This is a genomic window from Streptomyces adelaidensis (assembly GCF_016598475.1).
Classification (GTDB): Bacteria; Actinomycetota; Actinomycetes; order Streptomycetales; family Streptomycetaceae; genus Streptomyces; species Streptomyces adelaidensis.
This window is the reverse complement of sequence record NZ_JAEMUX010000133.1, coordinates 1-15,724: the sequence shown is the minus strand read 5'-3', so window position 1 is coordinate 15,724 and position 15,724 is coordinate 1. Positions and strand designations below refer to the sequence as shown.

General features: G+C 70.6%; 15 protein-coding genes. 5 read left to right on the top strand and 10 right to left on the bottom strand.

Going from position 1 to position 15,724, the window contains the following annotated elements; translation table 11 throughout:
* Positions 1–429 precede the first annotated feature (429 nt).
* The 4 genes from I8N67_RS38885 to I8N67_RS38870 all read right to left on the bottom strand — a co-directional run bounded on the left by I8N67_RS38885 (position 430) and on the right by I8N67_RS38870 (position 4,861).
* Entirely contained in the window at positions 430–1,554 is a 1,125-nt protein-coding gene (locus I8N67_RS38885; RefSeq protein ID WP_200309015.1) for a GuaB3 family IMP dehydrogenase-related protein, read from the bottom strand.
* 103 nt (positions 1,555–1,657) lie between these two features.
* Positions 1,658–3,163: an IMP dehydrogenase gene (guaB, locus tag I8N67_RS38880; RefSeq protein ID WP_200309014.1), complete on the bottom strand. Its 1,506-nt coding sequence runs from the start codon at positions 3,161–3,163 to the stop codon at positions 1,658–1,660.
* 254 nt (positions 3,164–3,417) lie between these two features.
* Positions 3,418–3,993 carry a sigma-70 family RNA polymerase sigma factor gene (locus I8N67_RS38875; RefSeq protein WP_013001361.1) on the bottom strand — a complete coding sequence of 192 codons (576 nt, stop codon included), beginning with the start codon at positions 3,991–3,993 and terminating at the stop codon, positions 3,418–3,420.
* Positions 3,994–4,249: 256 nt separating this feature from the next.
* The gene (locus I8N67_RS38870) at positions 4,250–4,861 is read right to left on the bottom strand and encodes a response regulator transcription factor (RefSeq protein WP_003948568.1); all 612 of its coding nucleotides are present in this window, start codon (positions 4,859–4,861) and stop codon (positions 4,250–4,252) included.
* Positions 4,862–5,251: 390 nt separating this feature from the next.
* Here I8N67_RS38870 and I8N67_RS38865 point away from each other — a divergent pair, with 390 nt between their 5' ends.
* Positions 5,252–5,581, top strand: a complete 330-nt coding sequence (locus I8N67_RS38865; protein WP_200309013.1) for a WhiB family transcriptional regulator — start codon at positions 5,252–5,254, stop codon at positions 5,579–5,581.
* Between the two features lie 61 nt (positions 5,582–5,642).
* Here the strand turns inward: I8N67_RS38865 and I8N67_RS38860 are convergent, their stop codons facing one another.
* Positions 5,643–6,599: a LysR family transcriptional regulator gene (locus I8N67_RS38860; RefSeq protein WP_200309012.1), complete on the bottom strand. Its 957-nt coding sequence runs from the start codon at positions 6,597–6,599 to the stop codon at positions 5,643–5,645.
* Between the two features lie 80 nt (positions 6,600–6,679).
* Here I8N67_RS38860 and I8N67_RS38855 point away from each other — a divergent pair, with 80 nt between their 5' ends.
* The 3 genes from I8N67_RS38855 to I8N67_RS38845 all read left to right on the top strand — a co-directional run bounded on the left by I8N67_RS38855 (position 6,680) and on the right by I8N67_RS38845 (position 9,071).
* Entirely contained in the window at positions 6,680–7,345 is a 666-nt protein-coding gene (locus I8N67_RS38855) for an MOSC domain-containing protein (protein WP_200309011.1), read from the top strand.
* Between the two features lie 144 nt (positions 7,346–7,489).
* Positions 7,490–8,263 carry an SDR family NAD(P)-dependent oxidoreductase gene (locus I8N67_RS38850; RefSeq protein WP_200309010.1) on the top strand — a complete coding sequence of 258 codons (774 nt, stop codon included), beginning with the start codon at positions 7,490–7,492 and terminating at the stop codon, positions 8,261–8,263.
* Between the two features lie 100 nt (positions 8,264–8,363).
* Positions 8,364–9,071, top strand: a complete 708-nt coding sequence (locus I8N67_RS38845; RefSeq protein WP_200309009.1) for an ester cyclase — start codon at positions 8,364–8,366, stop codon at positions 9,069–9,071.
* A gap of 101 nt (positions 9,072–9,172) precedes the next feature.
* Here the strand turns inward: I8N67_RS38845 and groL are convergent, their stop codons facing one another.
* The 4 genes from groL to I8N67_RS38825 all read right to left on the bottom strand — a co-directional run bounded on the left by groL (position 9,173) and on the right by I8N67_RS38825 (position 13,135).
* Positions 9,173–10,795 carry a chaperonin GroEL gene (groL, locus tag I8N67_RS38840; protein ID WP_200309008.1) on the bottom strand — a complete coding sequence of 541 codons (1,623 nt, stop codon included), beginning with the start codon at positions 10,793–10,795 and terminating at the stop codon, positions 9,173–9,175.
* A 108-nt stretch (positions 10,796–10,903) separates the two neighbouring features.
* On the bottom strand, positions 10,904–11,212 hold the full coding sequence (gene groES / locus I8N67_RS38835) for a co-chaperone GroES (RefSeq protein WP_028807844.1): 309 nt from the start codon (positions 11,210–11,212) through the stop codon (positions 10,904–10,906).
* Positions 11,213–11,427: 215 nt separating this feature from the next.
* The gene (locus I8N67_RS43470; protein WP_443729055.1) at positions 11,428–12,357 is read right to left on the bottom strand and encodes a polysaccharide deacetylase family protein; all 930 of its coding nucleotides are present in this window, start codon (positions 12,355–12,357) and stop codon (positions 11,428–11,430) included.
* A gap of 442 nt (positions 12,358–12,799) precedes the next feature.
* Positions 12,800–13,135, bottom strand: a complete 336-nt coding sequence (locus tag I8N67_RS38825) for a hypothetical protein (protein ID WP_200309007.1) — start codon at positions 13,133–13,135, stop codon at positions 12,800–12,802.
* Between the two features lie 133 nt (positions 13,136–13,268).
* On the opposite strand from I8N67_RS38825, the gene I8N67_RS38820 reads away from it, so the two are divergent.
* Entirely contained in the window at positions 13,269–14,462 is a 1,194-nt protein-coding gene (locus I8N67_RS38820; RefSeq protein WP_307835504.1) for a THUMP-like domain-containing protein, read from the top strand.
* A gap of 13 nt (positions 14,463–14,475) precedes the next feature.
* On the opposite strand, the gene I8N67_RS38815 is transcribed toward I8N67_RS38820, so the two are convergent.
* The gene (locus I8N67_RS38815; protein WP_307835505.1) at positions 14,476–15,702 is read right to left on the bottom strand and encodes an RNA polymerase sigma factor; all 1,227 of its coding nucleotides are present in this window, start codon (positions 15,700–15,702) and stop codon (positions 14,476–14,478) included.
* Between the last annotated feature and the right edge of the window lie 22 nt (positions 15,703–15,724).

The window sequence follows — 15,724 nt, the reverse complement described above, 5'->3', positions numbered from 1 at the left end:
ACGGAGTGTCCGCCCCTAATTCTTCTGGGGGCGGCCGCTCACCATCCGAAAATACGCAAGATCCACCTCCTCCGGCACTGCACCGTCCGAAGACGGAGTCGGTCCCAGCGGGTGGGCTTGCGGTGACGTCCCATGGGCGCCCCCTTCCACGACACCGCCCAGTGCCCGGTGGACGGTCCGTCGGAAATCGGGCCGGGCCCCGAGGGCGGGGTCCGGACCATGTCCTTGGAAGGGGGCTCCCAGAAGAACTGGGGCGCCGGACAAGGACGCTATCGCCTGGCTACGCCCGTTCGGCCCACATTCGCCCCGAACGCAACCACGCGCCCCCTCCCGCAAATCGCGCCCCCACCAGCCCACTTGGGCACACGAAAGGGGCCCGGTCGCCCTCAGGCGACCGAGCCCCTTCCACCGCTCAGGCCGAGCGCGGCGTCACCGCTTGTGCTGCGAGTCCGCCACCGTCACCTCGACGCGCTGGAACTCCTTCAGCTCGCTGTACCCGGTGGTGGCCATCGCCCGCCGCAGGGCACCGAAGAGGTTCATGGAGCCGTCGGGGGTGTGCGAGGGCCCGGTGAGGACCTCCTCGATCGTGCCCACAGTCCCCAGGTCGACCTTCTTGCCGCGCGGCAGCTCCTCGTTCACCGCCTCCATGCCCCAGTGGTTGCCCTTGCCGGGCGCGTCGGTCGCGCGGGCCAGCGGGGAGCCCATCATGACCGCGTCGGCACCGCAGGCGATCGCCTTGGGGATGTCGCCGGACCAGCCCACACCGCCGTCGGCGATGACGTGCGCGTACCGGCCGCCGGACTCGTCCATGTAGTCCCGGCGGGCCGCCGCCACGTCCGCGACAGCCGTCGCCATGGGGACCTGGATGCCCAGCACGTTGCGCGTGGTGTGCGCGGCGCCGCCGCCGAAGCCGACGAGGACACCGGCCGCGCCGGTGCGCATCAGGTGCAGGGCGGCCGTGTACGTGGCGCAGCCGCCCACGATCACCGGGACGTCCAGTTCGTAGATGAACTGCTTCAGGTTCAGCGGCTCGTGCGAACCGGAGACGTGCTCCGCCGACACGGTCGTACCGCGGATGACGAAGATGTCGACGCCCGCGTCCACGACGGCCTTGGAGAACTGGGCCGTGCGCTGCGGGGAGAGCGCGGCGGCGGTCACGACACCCGAGTCGCGCACCTCCTTGATGCGCTGCCCGATCAGCTCCTCCTTGATGGGAGCCGCGTAGATCTCCTGGAGCCGACGGGTCGCGGCCTCGTCGGGCATCTGGGTGATCTCGTCGAGCAGCGGCTGCGGGTCCTCGTACCGCGTCCACAGGCCTTCGAGGTTCAGTACGCCGAGGCCGCCCAGCTCGCCGATGCGGATCGCGGTGGCCGGGGAGACGACCGAGTCCATGGGAGCGGCCAGGAAGGGCAGCTCGAAGCGGTAGGCGTCGATCTGCCAGGCGATCGAGACCTCCTTCGGGTCCCGCGTACGGCGGCTGGGGACGACGGCGATGTCGTCGAAGGCATACGCCCGGCGGCCGCGCTTGCCGCGCCCGATCTCGATCTCAGTCACGTGTGTGGCCTTTCCTCTTCGCTTCTGCGCCTTCCAGTATCACCGACGGGCACGACGAGGGCGGTCCCGGAGTCCCCGGAACCGCCCTGGGCCAGCCTGGTGACTACTTACGGCTGTAGTTCGGCGCCTCGACCGTCATCTGGATGTCGTGCGGGTGGCTCTCCTTCAGGCCCGCGGAGGTGATCCGTACGAAGCGGCCGTTGTCCTGGAGCTCCGGGACGGTCCGGCCGCCGACGTAGAACATCGACTGGCGCAGGCCGCCGACCAGCTGGTGGACGACCGAGGAGAGCGGGCCGCGGTAGGGCACCTGACCCTCGATGCCCTCGGGGACGAGCTGCTCGTCGGAGGCGACGCCCTCCTGGAAGTAGCGGTCCTTGGAGAACGACTTGCGGTCGCCGCGGGACTGCATGGCCCCGAGGGAACCCATGCCGCGGTACGACTTGAACTGCTTGCCGTTGATGAACATCAGCTCACCCGGCGACTCGGCGCAGCCGGCGAGCAGCGAGCCCAGCATCACCGTGTCGGCGCCCGCGACCAGGGCCTTGGCGATGTCGCCGGAGTACTGCAGGCCGCCGTCGCCGATGACCGGGATACCGGCCGCCTTGGCGGCGAGCGAGGCCTCGTAGATGGCTGTGACCTGCGGGACGCCGATGCCGGCGACGACGCGGGTCGTACAGATGGAGCCGGGGCCGACGCCGACCTTGATGCCGTCGACACCGGCGTCGATGAGGGCCTGGGCGCCGTCGCGAGTGGCGATGTTGCCGCCGATGACGTCGACGCCGGAGGAGTTCGACTTGATCTTGGCGACCATGTCGCCGACCAGACGGGAGTGGCCGTGCGCGGTGTCGACGACGATGAAGTCGACGCCGACCTCGATGAGGGCCTGGGCGCGCTCGAAGGCGTCACCGGCCACGCCGACGGCCGCGCCGACGAGGAGGCGGCCCTCGCCGTCCTTCGCCGCGTTCGGGTACTTCTCGGCCTTCACGAAGTCCTTGACCGTGATCAGGCCCTTGAGGATGCCCGCGTCGTCGACCAGCGGAAGCTTCTCGATCTTGTGCTTGCGCAGCAGCTCCATGGCCTCGACGCCGGAGATTCCCACCTTGCCGGTGACCAGCGGCATCGGCGTCATGACCTCGCGGACCTGGCGCGAGCGGTCCGACTCGAAGGCCATGTCACGGTTGGTGACGATGCCGAGCAGCTTCTTGTTGCCGTCGGTGACCGGGACGCCGCTGATGCGGAACTTGGCGCAGAGCGCGTCGGCCTCGCCGAGCGTGGCGTCCGGGTGCACGGTGATCGGGTCGGCGACCATGCCGGACTCGGAGCGCTTCACCAGGTCGACCTGGTTGGCCTGGTCCTCGATGGACAGATTGCGGTGCAGTACGCCGACGCCGCCCTGGCGGGCCATCGCGATCGCCATGCGCGACTCGGTGACCTTGTCCATCGCGGCGGACAGCAGCGGGATGTTCACCCGCACGTTCTTGGAGACGTACGAGGCGGTGTCGATCTCGTCGGGTGCCATGTCCGACGAGCCCGGCAGCAGCAGCACGTCGTCGTAGGTCAGCCCGAGCGTCGCGAATTTGGCGGGCACTCCGTCGACGTTGGCAGTCATGACACCTTCTCCAAATGGCCTTGATCGGTGCGGATGTCCATGCTAACGGGAAGCGTGGGTCGCTCATTCCACGGTACGGAGTGACGTCGGGCTTCGTACGTTCGTACGGAATTCATACGGAAAAGGCGCCCCGTCTGTTCATTCGGGACGCCCTTCGAGCCGTTCTCGAACGACCTCGATGGCCGCTCACTCGCCGTTCGCTTGCCACGGGCTTGCCGCTCGAACGCCGTCATCGCCGCGCGGCCGAGCCGTCGTTACTGCTCGGCCAGCGCTCTGAGCCTGCTCAGCGCCCGGTGCTGCGCCACTCGTACGGCACCCGGCGACATCCCCAGCATCTGTCCCGTCTCCTCGGCCGTGAGCCCCACCGCGATCCGCAGCAGGAGCAGCTCCCGCTGGTTCTCGGGGAGGTTGGCCAGGAGCTTCTTGGCCCACTCGGCGTCGCTGCTGAGCAGCGCGCGCTCCTCCGGGCCGAGGGAGTCGTCGGGGCGCTCCGGCATCTCGTCCGAGGGGACGGCCGTCGAGCCGGGGTGGCGCATCGCGGCGCGCTGGAGGTCGGCGACCTTGTGACCGGCGATGGCGAAGACGAACGCCTCGAACGGCCGGCCGGTGTCCTTGTAGCGCGGCAGCGCGAGGAGGACGGCGACGCAGACTTCCTGCGCCAGGTCCTCCACGAAGTGCCGCGCGTCACCCGGCAGCCGGGACAGACGGGTGCGGCAGTAGCGCAGCGCCAAGGGATGGACATGGGCGAGCAGATCGTGCGTGGCCTGCTCGTCCCCGTCGACCGCGCGATGCACGAGCGCACCGATCGCTGTCGTCTCGTCGTCGCGCATCGGTCCATGGTGCCTTGCGGCCGTCCGGTCCGTGGCGCCACGTCCGTGGTTGTGCACCGAAGCGTTATGAGCAGGCGCGCCGGAACTCATTTCCTGCGCCCTCCCCTCCCGCTCGTTCGACTGCTCCCCGAGGAACTCCACACCTCAAGGATGCGGCATCCGCGGCGAAACGAGCAGCGGGCACCCGGTGGGCCGTCTCACCACCCCCGCCCGCCATGCGGCAGGCGGGGATTCTCGTACCCCCGTCACGGCCCACTCAACGAACCAGACCCCAGCGGAAGCCGAGCGCCACCGCGTGCGCGCGGTCCGAGGCGCCGAGCTTCTTGAAGAGCCGCCGGGCGTGGGTCTTGACGGTGTCCTCGGAGAGGAACAGCTCGCGACCGATCTCGGCGTTCGAGCGCCCGTGACTCATGCCCTCCAGGACCTGGATCTCACGCGCGGTGAGCGTGGGCGCGGCGCCCATCTCGGCCGACCGCAGCCGACGCGGGGCGAGCCGCCAGGTCGGGTCGGCGAGGGCCTGCGTCACCGTGGCGCGCAGCTCCGCGCGGGAGGCGTCCTTGTGCAGGTACCCCCGCGCGCCGGCGGCGACCGCGAGGGCCACGCCGTCCAGGTCCTCGGCGACCGTGAGCATGATGATGCGTGCCCCGGGGTCCGCGGACAGCAGCCGCCGTACGGTCTCGACGCCGCCCAGTCCGGGCATGCGTACGTCCATCAGAATCAGGTCCGAGCGGTCGGCCCCCCAGCGGCGGAGGACTTCCTCGCCGTTGGCCGCCGTGGTCACGCGCTCGACGCCGGGCACGGTCGCCACCGCGCGGCGCAGCGCCTCTCGGGCAAGCGGGGAGTCGTCGCAGACGAGGACGGATGTCATGGCCGCCCTCCGCAGCTGATGCGCGTCACCTTGAGCCTCCAGGCTGGTATGAAATCGTCACCTGTGCGGTCGACACTCACGAGCTGACGCGAACGCCTGCCCGAGCGCTGGTTCCTTCAACCGCCTCCGCCCTCTCAACGACGGTCACTCGAAAGAGTTACGGGATGGCTGGTCGCCTTCGGCACTCTACGTGAGGGCACGGACACGGTGCAGACATGCACGACAGACCCTCAATCTTTCAACACAACCCATGCCCCATTCAGCCGTTTTTCTTCCCATTTGTTGGTGTCTGAGGCTAGATTCGCAATGGGTCATATTTTCATCTCCTTAGATAGTCGATGTACGGTCATGGGCACCATCACCTCCCAGACGGCAACAAGGGGACACGTAATGGCAGATTTCTCCCGCCTTCCCGGTCCGAACGCTGATCTGTGGGACTGGCAGCTCCTCGCGGCCTGCCGCGGGGTCGACAGCTCACTCTTCTTCCACCCCGAGGGAGAACGCGGTGCGGCACGGAGCGCTCGTGAGAACTCGGCCAAAGAGGTCTGCATGAGATGCCCGGTACGCGCGCAGTGCGCGGCCCACGCCCTGGCGGTGCGCGAGCCGTACGGCGTGTGGGGCGGACTGACCGAGGACGAGCGCGAGGAGCTCATGGGCAGGGCGCGCCACCGGCTGGTGTCGGCGTCCGCGTCCGGCGGCGACGCCGGTTCGAACAACTGAAGGAACGTTTCTGCGTGCGCCCGTACGACGAGCACGCACGCGTGGACCACTGTTTTCGGGCCTAGCGGGCAGCAGCCTCGGCCAGCCGGTCGAGCGTCGCCGCGACCGCGGGCACCCGGGCCAGGTCCGGCAGGGTGAGGGCCACGATCTCGCGGCGCACCACCGGCTCGACCGTGACCGTCCGCACCCCCTTGCCGCGTACGGACTCGATGGCCAGCTCCGGCAGGACGGCCACGCCGAGACCCGCGGCCACCAGGCCGACCACCGCCGGGTAGTCGTCGGTCGCGAAGTCGATGCGCGGCGTGAAGCCCGCGCTCTCACAGACCCGCACCAGCTGCCCCCGGCAGCGCGGACAGCCGGCGATCCAGGGCTCCCCGGCGAGTTCACCGATACCGACGGACCGCGTACGGGCCAGTCGGTGCCCCTCGGGCACGAGTCCGACGAGTCGGTCGGTGAGCAGGGGACGTACGACCAGGTCGTTCCATTCCCCGTCTCCCTCCCCTTCCCGTTCCCGCTCCCCTTCCCGTTCCCCCTTCCCGTCGCCGTCCTCCGGGCCCGTCGCGCCCTCGTAGCGGAAGGCGAGCGCGATGTCGCAGTCGCCCTCGCGGAGCATCTCGACCGAGCGCGGCGGTTCGGCCTCCTCCAGGGAGACCCGGGTGCCGGGGTGGGCCGCGCGGAGGGCGGCCAGGGCGGTGGGGACGAGGGTGGAGCTGCCGCTGGGGAAGGAGACCAGGCGGACGCGTCCGGCGCGCAGCCCGGCGATGGCGGCGACCTCTTCCTCGGCCGCGGTGAGTCCGGCGAGGATGCCGGCCGCGTGCCGCACCAGCGCCTCGCCGGACTGGGTCAGCCGCATCTCCCGTCCGCCGCGGACCAGCAGCGGCGTACCCACGGACGATTCCAGCGCCTTGATCTGCTGGCTGACGGCGGGCTGGGTGCAGCCGAGTTCGCGTCCCGCCGCCGAGAAGGAGCCGGTGGCGGCGACGGCACGCAGGACACGGAGATGGCGGGCCTCGATCACGGCTTGAGCATAAGCGGGGCTTGGGCGAGGTGCCGAATATTGCGTCGACGCTTTGACCGCCGCTCGCCTAGCGTGCCGTCATGAAGCTTCTGTCACTGAATGTGGGACGTCCCCGGGCCGTCGATGTCCCGGAGGAGTCGAAGAGCGTCACGGGCATCGACAAGCGGCCGGTGGACGGGCCGGTGCGGGTGGCGGCGCCCGGGCCGAAGGGGGTCGGTGCCGGCGGGGTGGCCGGGGACGCGGTGTGCAACACGGATCACCACGGCGGCGACGACCAGGCGGTCTACGCGTTCGCCCGCGAGGACCTGGACGGCTGGGAGCGCGAGCTGGGTCGCACTCTGCCCAGCGGAATCTTCGGCGAGAACCTCACCACCGAGGGCCTCGACGTCTCCGGCGCCCTGATCGGCGAACGCTGGCGGATCGGCTCCGAGGTGGTCCTGGAGGTCACCAGCGGCCGTGTCCCCTGTCTCAACTTCCAGCGGCACCTGGGTGAGCGGGGCTGGGTCAAGCGCTTCACGCACAAGGGCGCGCCCGGCGCGTATCTGCGCGTGATCCGGCCCGGCCAGATCCGCGCGGGCGACCCGATCGAGATCGTCCACCGTCCCGACCATGACGTGACGGTCGCCCTCACGTTCCGGGCCACCATGAACGAACACCGGTTGCTGCCGCGGCTGTTGGCGGCGGGTGAGGCACTGCATCCGGAGGTGCTGGAGAGGGCGCGGAAGTACGCGGCGAAGCAGGTCTGACGGGCCGGTTCGTGGTGACGTGCGGGTGACGGTGGCGGTGGCGGCGACGCCGGTGAGGGTGCTCACGGCCGTGCCGGCGAAGCCGCCGGTGAACGTGCCGTGGAGCAAACGGACCCGCACAGTCCTGGTCACTACGCTTGCGCCATGACAACGGCTCTGATTACGGGATCGACGGCGGGCATCGGTGCCGCCTTCGCACGGCGGCTGGCGGCGGACGGACACAACCTGGTGCTGGTGGCGCGTGACACCAAGCGGCTGCGGGAGCAGGCCACCGAGTTGCACGACCGGCACGGCATCGAGGCGGAGGTGCTGACGGCGGATCTGGCGACGGACGACGGCATCGAGGCGGTGGTGCGGCGGCTGGCCGACCGCAAGAGCCCGGTCGACCTGCTGATCAACAACGCGGGCTTCGGCAACAAGGGCCGCTACCTGGACGTTTCCATGGCCGACGAGCTGATGATGCTCAAGGTCCACTGCGAGGCGGTCCTGCGGCTGACCTCGGCCGCCGCCGAGGCCATGCGCGAGCGCGGGCGCGGCGGCGTCGTCAACGTCGCGTCGGTGGCCGCCTTCCTGCCCCGGGGGACGTACGGCGCCTCCAAGGCGTGGGTCGTCCAGTTCACCCAGGGGGCGGCGAAGGACCTGGCGGGCAGCGGGGTGCGGCTGATGGCGCTGTGCCCGGGGTTCGTGCGCACGGAGTTCCATGAGCGGGCGGGCATGGGCACCGACAACATCCCCGGGTGGATGTGGCTCGACGCGGACAAGCTGGTGACGGCCGCGCTGGCCGACCTCTCCCGAGGCAGGACCGTCTCCATCCCCGACCCGCGCTACAAGGCGCTGATGGGTGTGGTGAAGGTGGTGCCGCGGGGGCTGCTGGGCGGGATCAGCTCGAAGACGGGGCGGAAGTACGGGCCCCAGTAAGGGCTGCCTCGGCCCGCCGTCGGCCACCTGGCGTCATGTGGCCAGAGGGGGAGAATGGTGGTGTTCAACCGGACCCAGGGGGGCCGGGAGGCGGTGTGTCATGACCTTCGTGCAACTCATCGACTGCAAGACCAGCCAGTTCGACGAGATGAACCGGCTGATGGACACATGGGTCGAGCAGACCAAAGGGAAGCGGACGGCGACGCACAGTGTGATCGGGAAGGACCGGTCGGACGGGTCGCACTTCGTGGAGATCGTGGAGTTCCCGTCGTACGAGGAGGCGATGCGGAATTCCGGGCTGCCGGAGACGGAGCGGATCTTCCAGGAGATGGTGGCGCTGTGCGACGAGATCCCCACGTTCACGGATCTGGATGTGGTGCGGGACGAACAGTTGTACGCGGGGACGGCGCGGCGGTTCTTCGAGACGGTGTCGACGCGGGGAGAGCTTCCGCCGCTCGATGATCTGTTCGCCGAGAACTACCACGACCATGATTCCGCGCACGAGCAGGACGTCCTCGGGATGGACGCGATGCGGCGCGAGGTGGAGATGTGGCGGGGCGGCTTCGACATGGACTTCGGTGTCGAGGACCAGATCTGCCAGGGCGACCGCGTGTGCACCCGGTGGAACCTGCGGGCGACCCACAAGGGCGAGTTCCTGGGGATCACGGCCACCGGGAAAGAGGTCACCATGGCCGGGACGACCATCTTCCGGTTCGGGGAGCACGGGAAGATCGTCGAGGGGTGGTGGCAGTACGACCGGCTGGGGCTGATGGGGCAGTTGGGTGCCCTCGAAGGGCTGGAGCGATAGGAGAAGCCCCCGTCCGCGACTGCGGACGGGGGCTTCCTCAACGAGCGGCTTCCCTCACAGGGTGGCTTCCCTCAACGGGTCGCTTCCCGGCGAAGAGTCCCTCAGTGGGCGTGGCCGTGGCCGTGGCCCGCGTCGGCCGGCTCTTCTTCCTTCTTCTCGACGACCAGGGTCTCGGTCGTGAGGAGGAGGGAGGCGATGGAGGCGGCGTTCTCCAGGGCGGAGCGGGTGACCTTGACCGGGTCGATGACGCCGGCCTTGACCAGGTCGCCGTACTCGCCGGTGGCGGCGTTGAAGCCCTGGCCCTTGTCGAGCTCGGCGACCTTGGAGGTGATGACGTAGCCCTCCAGGCCGGCGTTCTCGGCGATCCAGCGCAGCGGCTCGACGGCGGCCTTGCGGACGACCGCGACACCGGTGGCCTCGTCGCCGGTCTTGCCGAGGTTGCCCTCCAGGACCTTCACGGCGTGGACGAGCGCGGAGCCACCACCGGAGACGATGCCCTCCTCGACCGCGGCGCGGGTCGCGGAGATGGCGTCCTCCAGACGGTGCTTCTTCTCCTTGAGCTCCACCTCGGTGGCGGCGCCGACCTTGATCACGCACACGCCGCCGGCCAGCTTCGCGAGGCGCTCCTGGAGCTTCTCGCGGTCCCAGTCGGAGTCCGTGTTCTCGATCTCGGCCTTGATCTGGGCGACACGGCCCTGGACGCCCTCGGACTTGCCGGCACCGTCGACGATCGTGGTGTCGTCCTTGGTGATGGTGACGCGGCGGGCGGAGCCGAGCACGTCGAGACCGACCTGGTCGAGCTTGAGGCCGACCTCCTCGGAGATGACCTCGGCGCCGGTCAGCGTCGCCATGTCCTGCAGCATCGCCTTGCGGCGGTCGCCGAAGCCGGGGGCCTTCACGGCGACGGCGTTGAAGGTGCCGCGGATCTTGTTGACGACCAGGGTCGACAGGGCCTCGCCCTCGACGTCCTCGGCGATGATCAGCAGGGGCTTCGAGGCGTTGGACTGGATGACCTTCTCCAGCAGCGGCAGCAGGTCGGCGATGGCGCCGATCTTGCCCTGGTGGATGAGGATGTACGGGTCGTCGAGGACGGCCTCCATACGCTCCTGGTCCGTCACGAAGTACGGCGACAGGTAGCCCTTGTCGAAGGCCATGCCCTCGGTGAAGTCCAGCTCCAGACCGAAGGTGTTGGACTCCTCGACGGTGATGACACCGTCCTTGCCGACCTTGTCCATCGCCTCGGCGATGAGCTCGCCGACCTGGCTGTCCTGCGCGGACAGACCGGCGACGGCCGCGATGTCGGACTTCTCGTCGATCGGGCGGGCGGTCGCGAGGAGCTCCTCGGACACGGCCTTGACCGCGGCGTCGATGCCCTTCTTCAGGGCGGCCGGGGAGGCACCGGCGGCGACGTTCCGCAGGCCCTCGCGGACCAGCGCCTGGGCCAGCACGGTGGCGGTGGTCGTACCGTCGCCCGCTACGTCGTTGGTCTTGGTCGCCACCTCCTTCACCAGCTGGACGCCGAGGTTCTCGTACGGGTCGTCGACCTCGACCTCACGGGCGATGGTGACACCGTCGTTGGTGATGGTGGGGGCGCCGAACTTCTTGTCGATGACGACGTTGCGGCCCTTGGGGCCGATCGTCACCTTCACCGTGTCGGCAAGCTTGTTGACGCCGCGCTCAAGGGCGCGACGGGCGTCCTCGTCGAACTTCAGGATCTTCGCCATGGAGCTGATTCAGTCCTCTCGGGAAAACGAACTGCGCCCCCGGCGCCCGGCTTTCAGTGGTCGCGGGGGCCAGGGGCGCAGCTCAAAGCAAAAGCAAACCTGGGTGAATTACTTCTCGATGATCGCGAGCACGTCGCGAGCCGAGAGGACGAGGTACTCCTCGCCGTTGTACTTCACTTCGGTGCCGCCGTACTTGCTGTACAGCACGATGTCGCCGGTCTGAACGTCGAGCGGCAGGCGCTCGCCGTTCTCGAAGCGGCCCGGACCGACGGCCAGGACGACGCCCTCCTGGGGCTTCTCCTTGGCCGTGTCCGGGATGACCAGGCCAGAGGCGGTGGTCTGCTCGGCGTCGAGCGGCTGGACCACAATGCGGTCCTCGAGCGGCTTGATGGCAACCTTGGAGCTGGTGGTCGTCACGATCCGACCTCCCCCTTCGGAGATCTCACGGGGTGAACTGTCTGGGGTGGCGACCAGGTGGATCCGTCGTCGCGGGTGCCGGACCTGCCCGTCGCGCAGTTGGCACTCTCCAATGGGGAGTGCCAGACCTGAGACTATGACCGCGATTAGCACTCGGTCAAGCGGACTGCTAATTACGTGGGCGTGGCGGGGGCCCGTACGGCGTGTGGCGGCCGTCAGAGGTAGTCCTCCAGGCGCCCCACCGTCAGGCCCTGATCCTGGATACGGCGCAGCAGTCTCGTGGTCATCTGGGTGAGCGTCGCGCCCTTCAGCTGGTCCGGCCCCCGGAACTGGGCGAGGACGATGTCGCCGGGGCGGAGGTGGTCGCCGACGGCGTAGCGGAGGTCGTTGATCTGCATGGACGCGCGCCACAGGACGACCGCCGAGATGCCGCAGTCGGCGGCGGCGCGGAGCGTGGTCGCGTCGTAGACGCCGTACAGCGGCGGAACAGGGTCGGCCGGACGCCGAAGCGCTGCCTGAGCTTGTTCTGCTGGCCGCAGATCTCGGCACGCTGGCCGGCGTACGGCAGGCCGCGCAGGGTGATGTGGTCGAGAGTGTGGTTCTGCACGGTCGCACCGACCGCGCGCAGCCGCGCGAAGCAGCCGCGCGAAGTGGCCGTACCCCGGCCCCACGACACTGTCCGTCGGAAACATGCTCACCGGGAGCCGCAGCTCACGGACCATGTCGATGAACCTCGGGTCCTTCTCGGCCCCGTCGTCGTACGTCAGGAACACGACCCTGTCCCGCGTCGGAACGCGATCCACGACCGGGGGCAGCCCGGGGCCGGCCGCGCGGGGAGCGGGCGGGCGGTCGGGGGTGCCGGGCGCGGGGGCGAGCGGCTTGGGGAGGCCCCAACGGCGGTACGGGGGCGGCGGGGTCGGCTGTGCCGGGGCGGAGGGTGACGCCGGCCCGTACGCCGGTCGTCGCCGGTCCTCCGCCGCCGGCTCGCGTCGCGGCTCCTCGGCACGGGTAGCCCGGTCGGCACGGTCGGCGCGGGCTGCGGCATCGGCGTGTTCGGTGCGCTCGGGGGCGCATCCGGCGAGCGGCAGGACGGCGACGGTGGCGAGAGCGGACAGGGCGGACAGGGCGGAGGAGAGGGCGGGCATGAAGCGGTGGTTGAGGGTGGCAACTGCTCGTCGAGGTGCGTGCATAAGGTCGTTTCAGCTCGATCGTGTGATGGTCGCTTTCCGGGCTTGCGGTGCCCTGGGCCGTCCGGGGTCAGCGTGGCTGTGCGATCTGGGATGCCGGATACGGTGCCGGCGTGCATGGCCCCTGCTCCACCGGAGTGATGGTTCAGGGGTCCCCGTCGCCTCTGTCCGTACCCATATGGCCAGATCGTGCAGGGAACCGGCCTCCCGGACCCGGACCACGGACAGGATCCGTGTCACCGCCCCGGGGTCGAGTACGCCGGGGACCCAGTTGAGGGCGACGCCTCGGGCCCGCATCCGCTCGAAGCAGCCGTAGTCCTCCTTGGCGTGGGGGCGGTGGTGAAGACCGGCGGGAGTCCGTCCTCGACATGCCCGTCGACCTCGAATCCATTACGGGTCTTCAGGACCGGCTTCTCCGCCGGAGGCGGGGGCGGGGGCGGAGCAGCGGCAGCGCGTCCAGCCGCCAGCGCTTCGCGGCGGCGATCCGGGCGGCGTGCGCCCGGCGCAGTGTCCCGGCGTACGCGTCGAGGGCCCGGGCGGCCGGCGCGGCGAGCGCCCGCCGCCCGGGCCCTCGCCCCTGCGCACCCTGACGGTCCCCCTGTCGCTCCTGCCGGGCCGACTCCCGCCGCTCGGAGGAATCCTTGCCCGGGGCCTTCTCGGCACCACCTCCGGCGCACCCGGACGCCATGACCGTGACAGCGAGCGCGGCGAGCGCCCGGAGAATCGCCCGCTTCATACTCTTTTCGTCATCTTGTCGTACGCGTCGCATGGCGCCGCAGCCTCCCAGGCCGCCCCATCCCACCGCCCCCACACCACCCCCGCACCGCCACCGGACGCGGACCATCCACCGACTGGCCGACAATGGCCTCGTGAACGACCTGGACCCCGCCACCTTCCTCACCCCCCTCCTCACCCCTGAGGGCCGCGCGCTGCTCGACGAGGTGCGCGGTACCGAACCGGCCCGCGAGCTGGCCGTGGCGACCCGGCTGCGCCGCGCGCACCCGGCGGGACTCGTGTCGGCGGTGATGGCTCAGGACCGGCTGCGGCAGCGGGCGGCGGTGAAGTTCGGGGCGGCGGACGCGGAGCGGATGTTCTTCACGCCGAACGGGGTCGAGCAGTCGACGCGGACGACGGTGGCGACGTACCGGGCGGAGCGTATGCGCGCCCTGGGTGCGACCTCCGTGGCCGACCTGTGCTGCGGCATCGGCGGTGACGCGATCGCGCTGGCCCGGGCCGGTATCCGGGTCCTGGCCGTCGACCGCGACCCGCTGACGGCGGCGGTGGCCCGCGCGAACGCCGACGCGCTCGGCCTCGCCGACCTGATCGAGGTGCGGGAGGCGGATGTGACGGAGGTGGACGTCTCGCCGTACGACGCGGTCTTCGTCGACCCGGCGCGGCGCGGCGGACGCGGCCGGATCTTCGACCCCGAGGCCTACTCACCCCCGCTCTCCTGGGCCGTCGCCACCGCTCTCAAGGCACCCCGCGCCGCCCTGAAGATCGCCCCCGGCATCCCCCACGAGGCGGTCCCCGCCGAGGCCGACGCCGAGTGGATCTCGGACGGCGGCGATGTGAAGGAGGCGGTGCTGTGGTTCGCCGCGGCGGCCGGGGCCGGGGCCGAGAGCTCCGTCCGCGCGACCCTCCTCCCCGGCCCGCACACTCTCCACGGCCGCGGCCTCCCCGATCCCGGGGTCCGCCCGCCCGGCCGCTACCTCTACGAGCCCGACGGCGCCGTCATCCGCGCCCACCTGGTCGCCGAGGTCGCCGAGGACCTCGAAGGCGGGCTGATCGACGCCACCATCGCCTACGTCACCGCCGACGAGCACCACGTCACCCCGTATGCCACCGCCTACGAGATCACCGATCAACTGCCCTTCAACGTAAAGAAGTTGAGGGCCCTGCTGCGGGAGCGCGAGGTCGGCATCCTGACCGTGAAGAAGCGGGGGTCGGCCGTCGAGCCGGAGGAACTGCGCAAGAAGGTCAAGCCCCAGGGCCGCAACTCGGCGACGGTGTTCATGACCCGGGTCGCGGGAGCCCCGACGATGCTGATCGGACACCCGGCCTAGCCTCGCCGGCCCTCTATTCTCCCTCCGCCGCCCGCGCCAGCAGCAACGCCCGCTCCCGCTCGTTGCGCGCCAGCCCCGCCGCCCGTACGAACTCGGCGCGGGCCTCCTCCGTATGGCCCAGCCGCCGCAGCAGATCGCCGCGCACGCTCGGCAGCAAGTGGTAGTCGCGGAGGGCGGGCTCGGCGGTCAGGCGGTCCACGATCTCCAGGGCCGGGGCCGGGCCGTCGGCCATGGAGACGGCGACCGCGCGGTTCAGTTCGACGACGGGGGACGGGGAGCGGGCGGCCAGCAGGGCGTAGAGGGTCGCGATCCTCGGCCAGTCGGTCTCCTCGTAGGCGTAGGCCTGGGCGTGGCAGGCGGCGATGGCGGCCTGGAGGGCGTACGGGCCCGGGGCGCCCGTCGCCGTGGCGGTGGCGCGGCCGAGGGCGGTGAAGCCGCGGGCGATGAGGAGGCGGTTCCAGCGGCGGCGGTTCTGGTCCTTGAGGAGGACGGGTTCGCCGGCCGGGCCCGTGCGGGCGGCGGCCCGGGACTCCTGGAGCTCCAGCAGCGCCACCAGGCCGTGCACCTCGGGTTCCTTGGGCATCAGCTGGGCCAGCACACGGGCGAGCCGGAGGGCGTCCTCGCTCAGGGAGGGGCGCAGCAGGTCGTCGCCCGCGGTGGCCGCGTAGCCCTCGTTGAAGATGAGGTAGATGACCTCCAGTACGGAGTCCAGGCGGGCCTCGCGGTCGGGGCCGTAGGGCACCTCGAAGGCGACGCCCTTGGTGGCGAGGGTCCGTTTGGCGCGCACGATGCGCTGGGCGACCGTCGCCTCGGGGGCCAGGAAGGCGCGGGCGATCTCGGTCGTGGTCAGACCGCCGAGGAGGCGGAGGGTGAGGGCGATGCGGGCCTCGGCGGAGAGCGCGGGGTGGCAGGCCGTGAAGACGAGGCGGAGCAGGTCGTCGTCGATGTCGTCCGGGTCGGACGGCCGATCGAGGTACGGCCCCGTCGCCTCCAGGTCCCGGCCCACCTCCGCCAGCTTCCGCGCGTACCGTTCCCGGCGGCGCACGAGGTCGATCGCCCGGTGCTTGGCCGTGGCCATGAGCCACGCCCCCGGATTGTCCGGAACCCCGTCCCTCGGCCACTGCTCCAGCGCCGCGACCAGCGCGTCCTGAGCCAGCTCCTCGGCGATACCGACGTCCCGCACGATGCGGGCGACGCCGGCGATGAGGCGGGGGGACTCGATGCGGAAGACGGTGTCGATGGCCGTGGCGGCGGCCGCGTGG

What these genes read in the sequence shown, in the direction of transcription:
- I8N67_RS38855 (WP_200309011.1), top strand. Translation starts at nt 6,680, where the DNA reads ATGAAGCTTCTGTCACTGAATGTGGGACGTCCCCGGGCCGTCGATGTC.
- I8N67_RS38845 (WP_200309009.1), top strand. Translation starts at nt 8,364, where the DNA reads ATGACCTTCGTGCAACTCATCGACTGCAAGACCAGCCAGTTCGACGAG.
- I8N67_RS38865 (WP_200309013.1), top strand. Translation starts at nt 5,252, where the DNA reads ATGGCAGATTTCTCCCGCCTTCCCGGTCCGAACGCTGATCTGTGGGAC.
- I8N67_RS38870 (WP_003948568.1), bottom strand. Translation starts at nt 4,861, where the DNA reads ATGACATCCGTCCTCGTCTGCGACGACTCCCCGCTTGCCCGAGAGGCG.
- guaB (WP_200309014.1), bottom strand. Translation starts at nt 3,163, where the DNA reads ATGACTGCCAACGTCGACGGAGTGCCCGCCAAATTCGCGACGCTCGGG.
- I8N67_RS43470 (WP_443729055.1), bottom strand. Translation starts at nt 12,357, where the DNA reads ATGCCCGCCCTCTCCTCCGCCCTGTCCGCCCTGTCCGCTCTCGCCACC.
- groL (WP_200309008.1), bottom strand. Translation starts at nt 10,795, where the DNA reads ATGGCGAAGATCCTGAAGTTCGACGAGGACGCCCGTCGCGCCCTTGAG.
- I8N67_RS38875 (WP_013001361.1), bottom strand. Translation starts at nt 3,993, where the DNA reads ATGCGCGACGACGAGACGACAGCGATCGGTGCGCTCGTGCATCGCGCG.
- I8N67_RS38850 (WP_200309010.1), top strand. Translation starts at nt 7,490, where the DNA reads ATGACAACGGCTCTGATTACGGGATCGACGGCGGGCATCGGTGCCGCC.
- I8N67_RS38825 (WP_200309007.1), bottom strand. Translation starts at nt 13,135, where the DNA reads ATGAAGCGGGCGATTCTCCGGGCGCTCGCCGCGCTCGCTGTCACGGTC.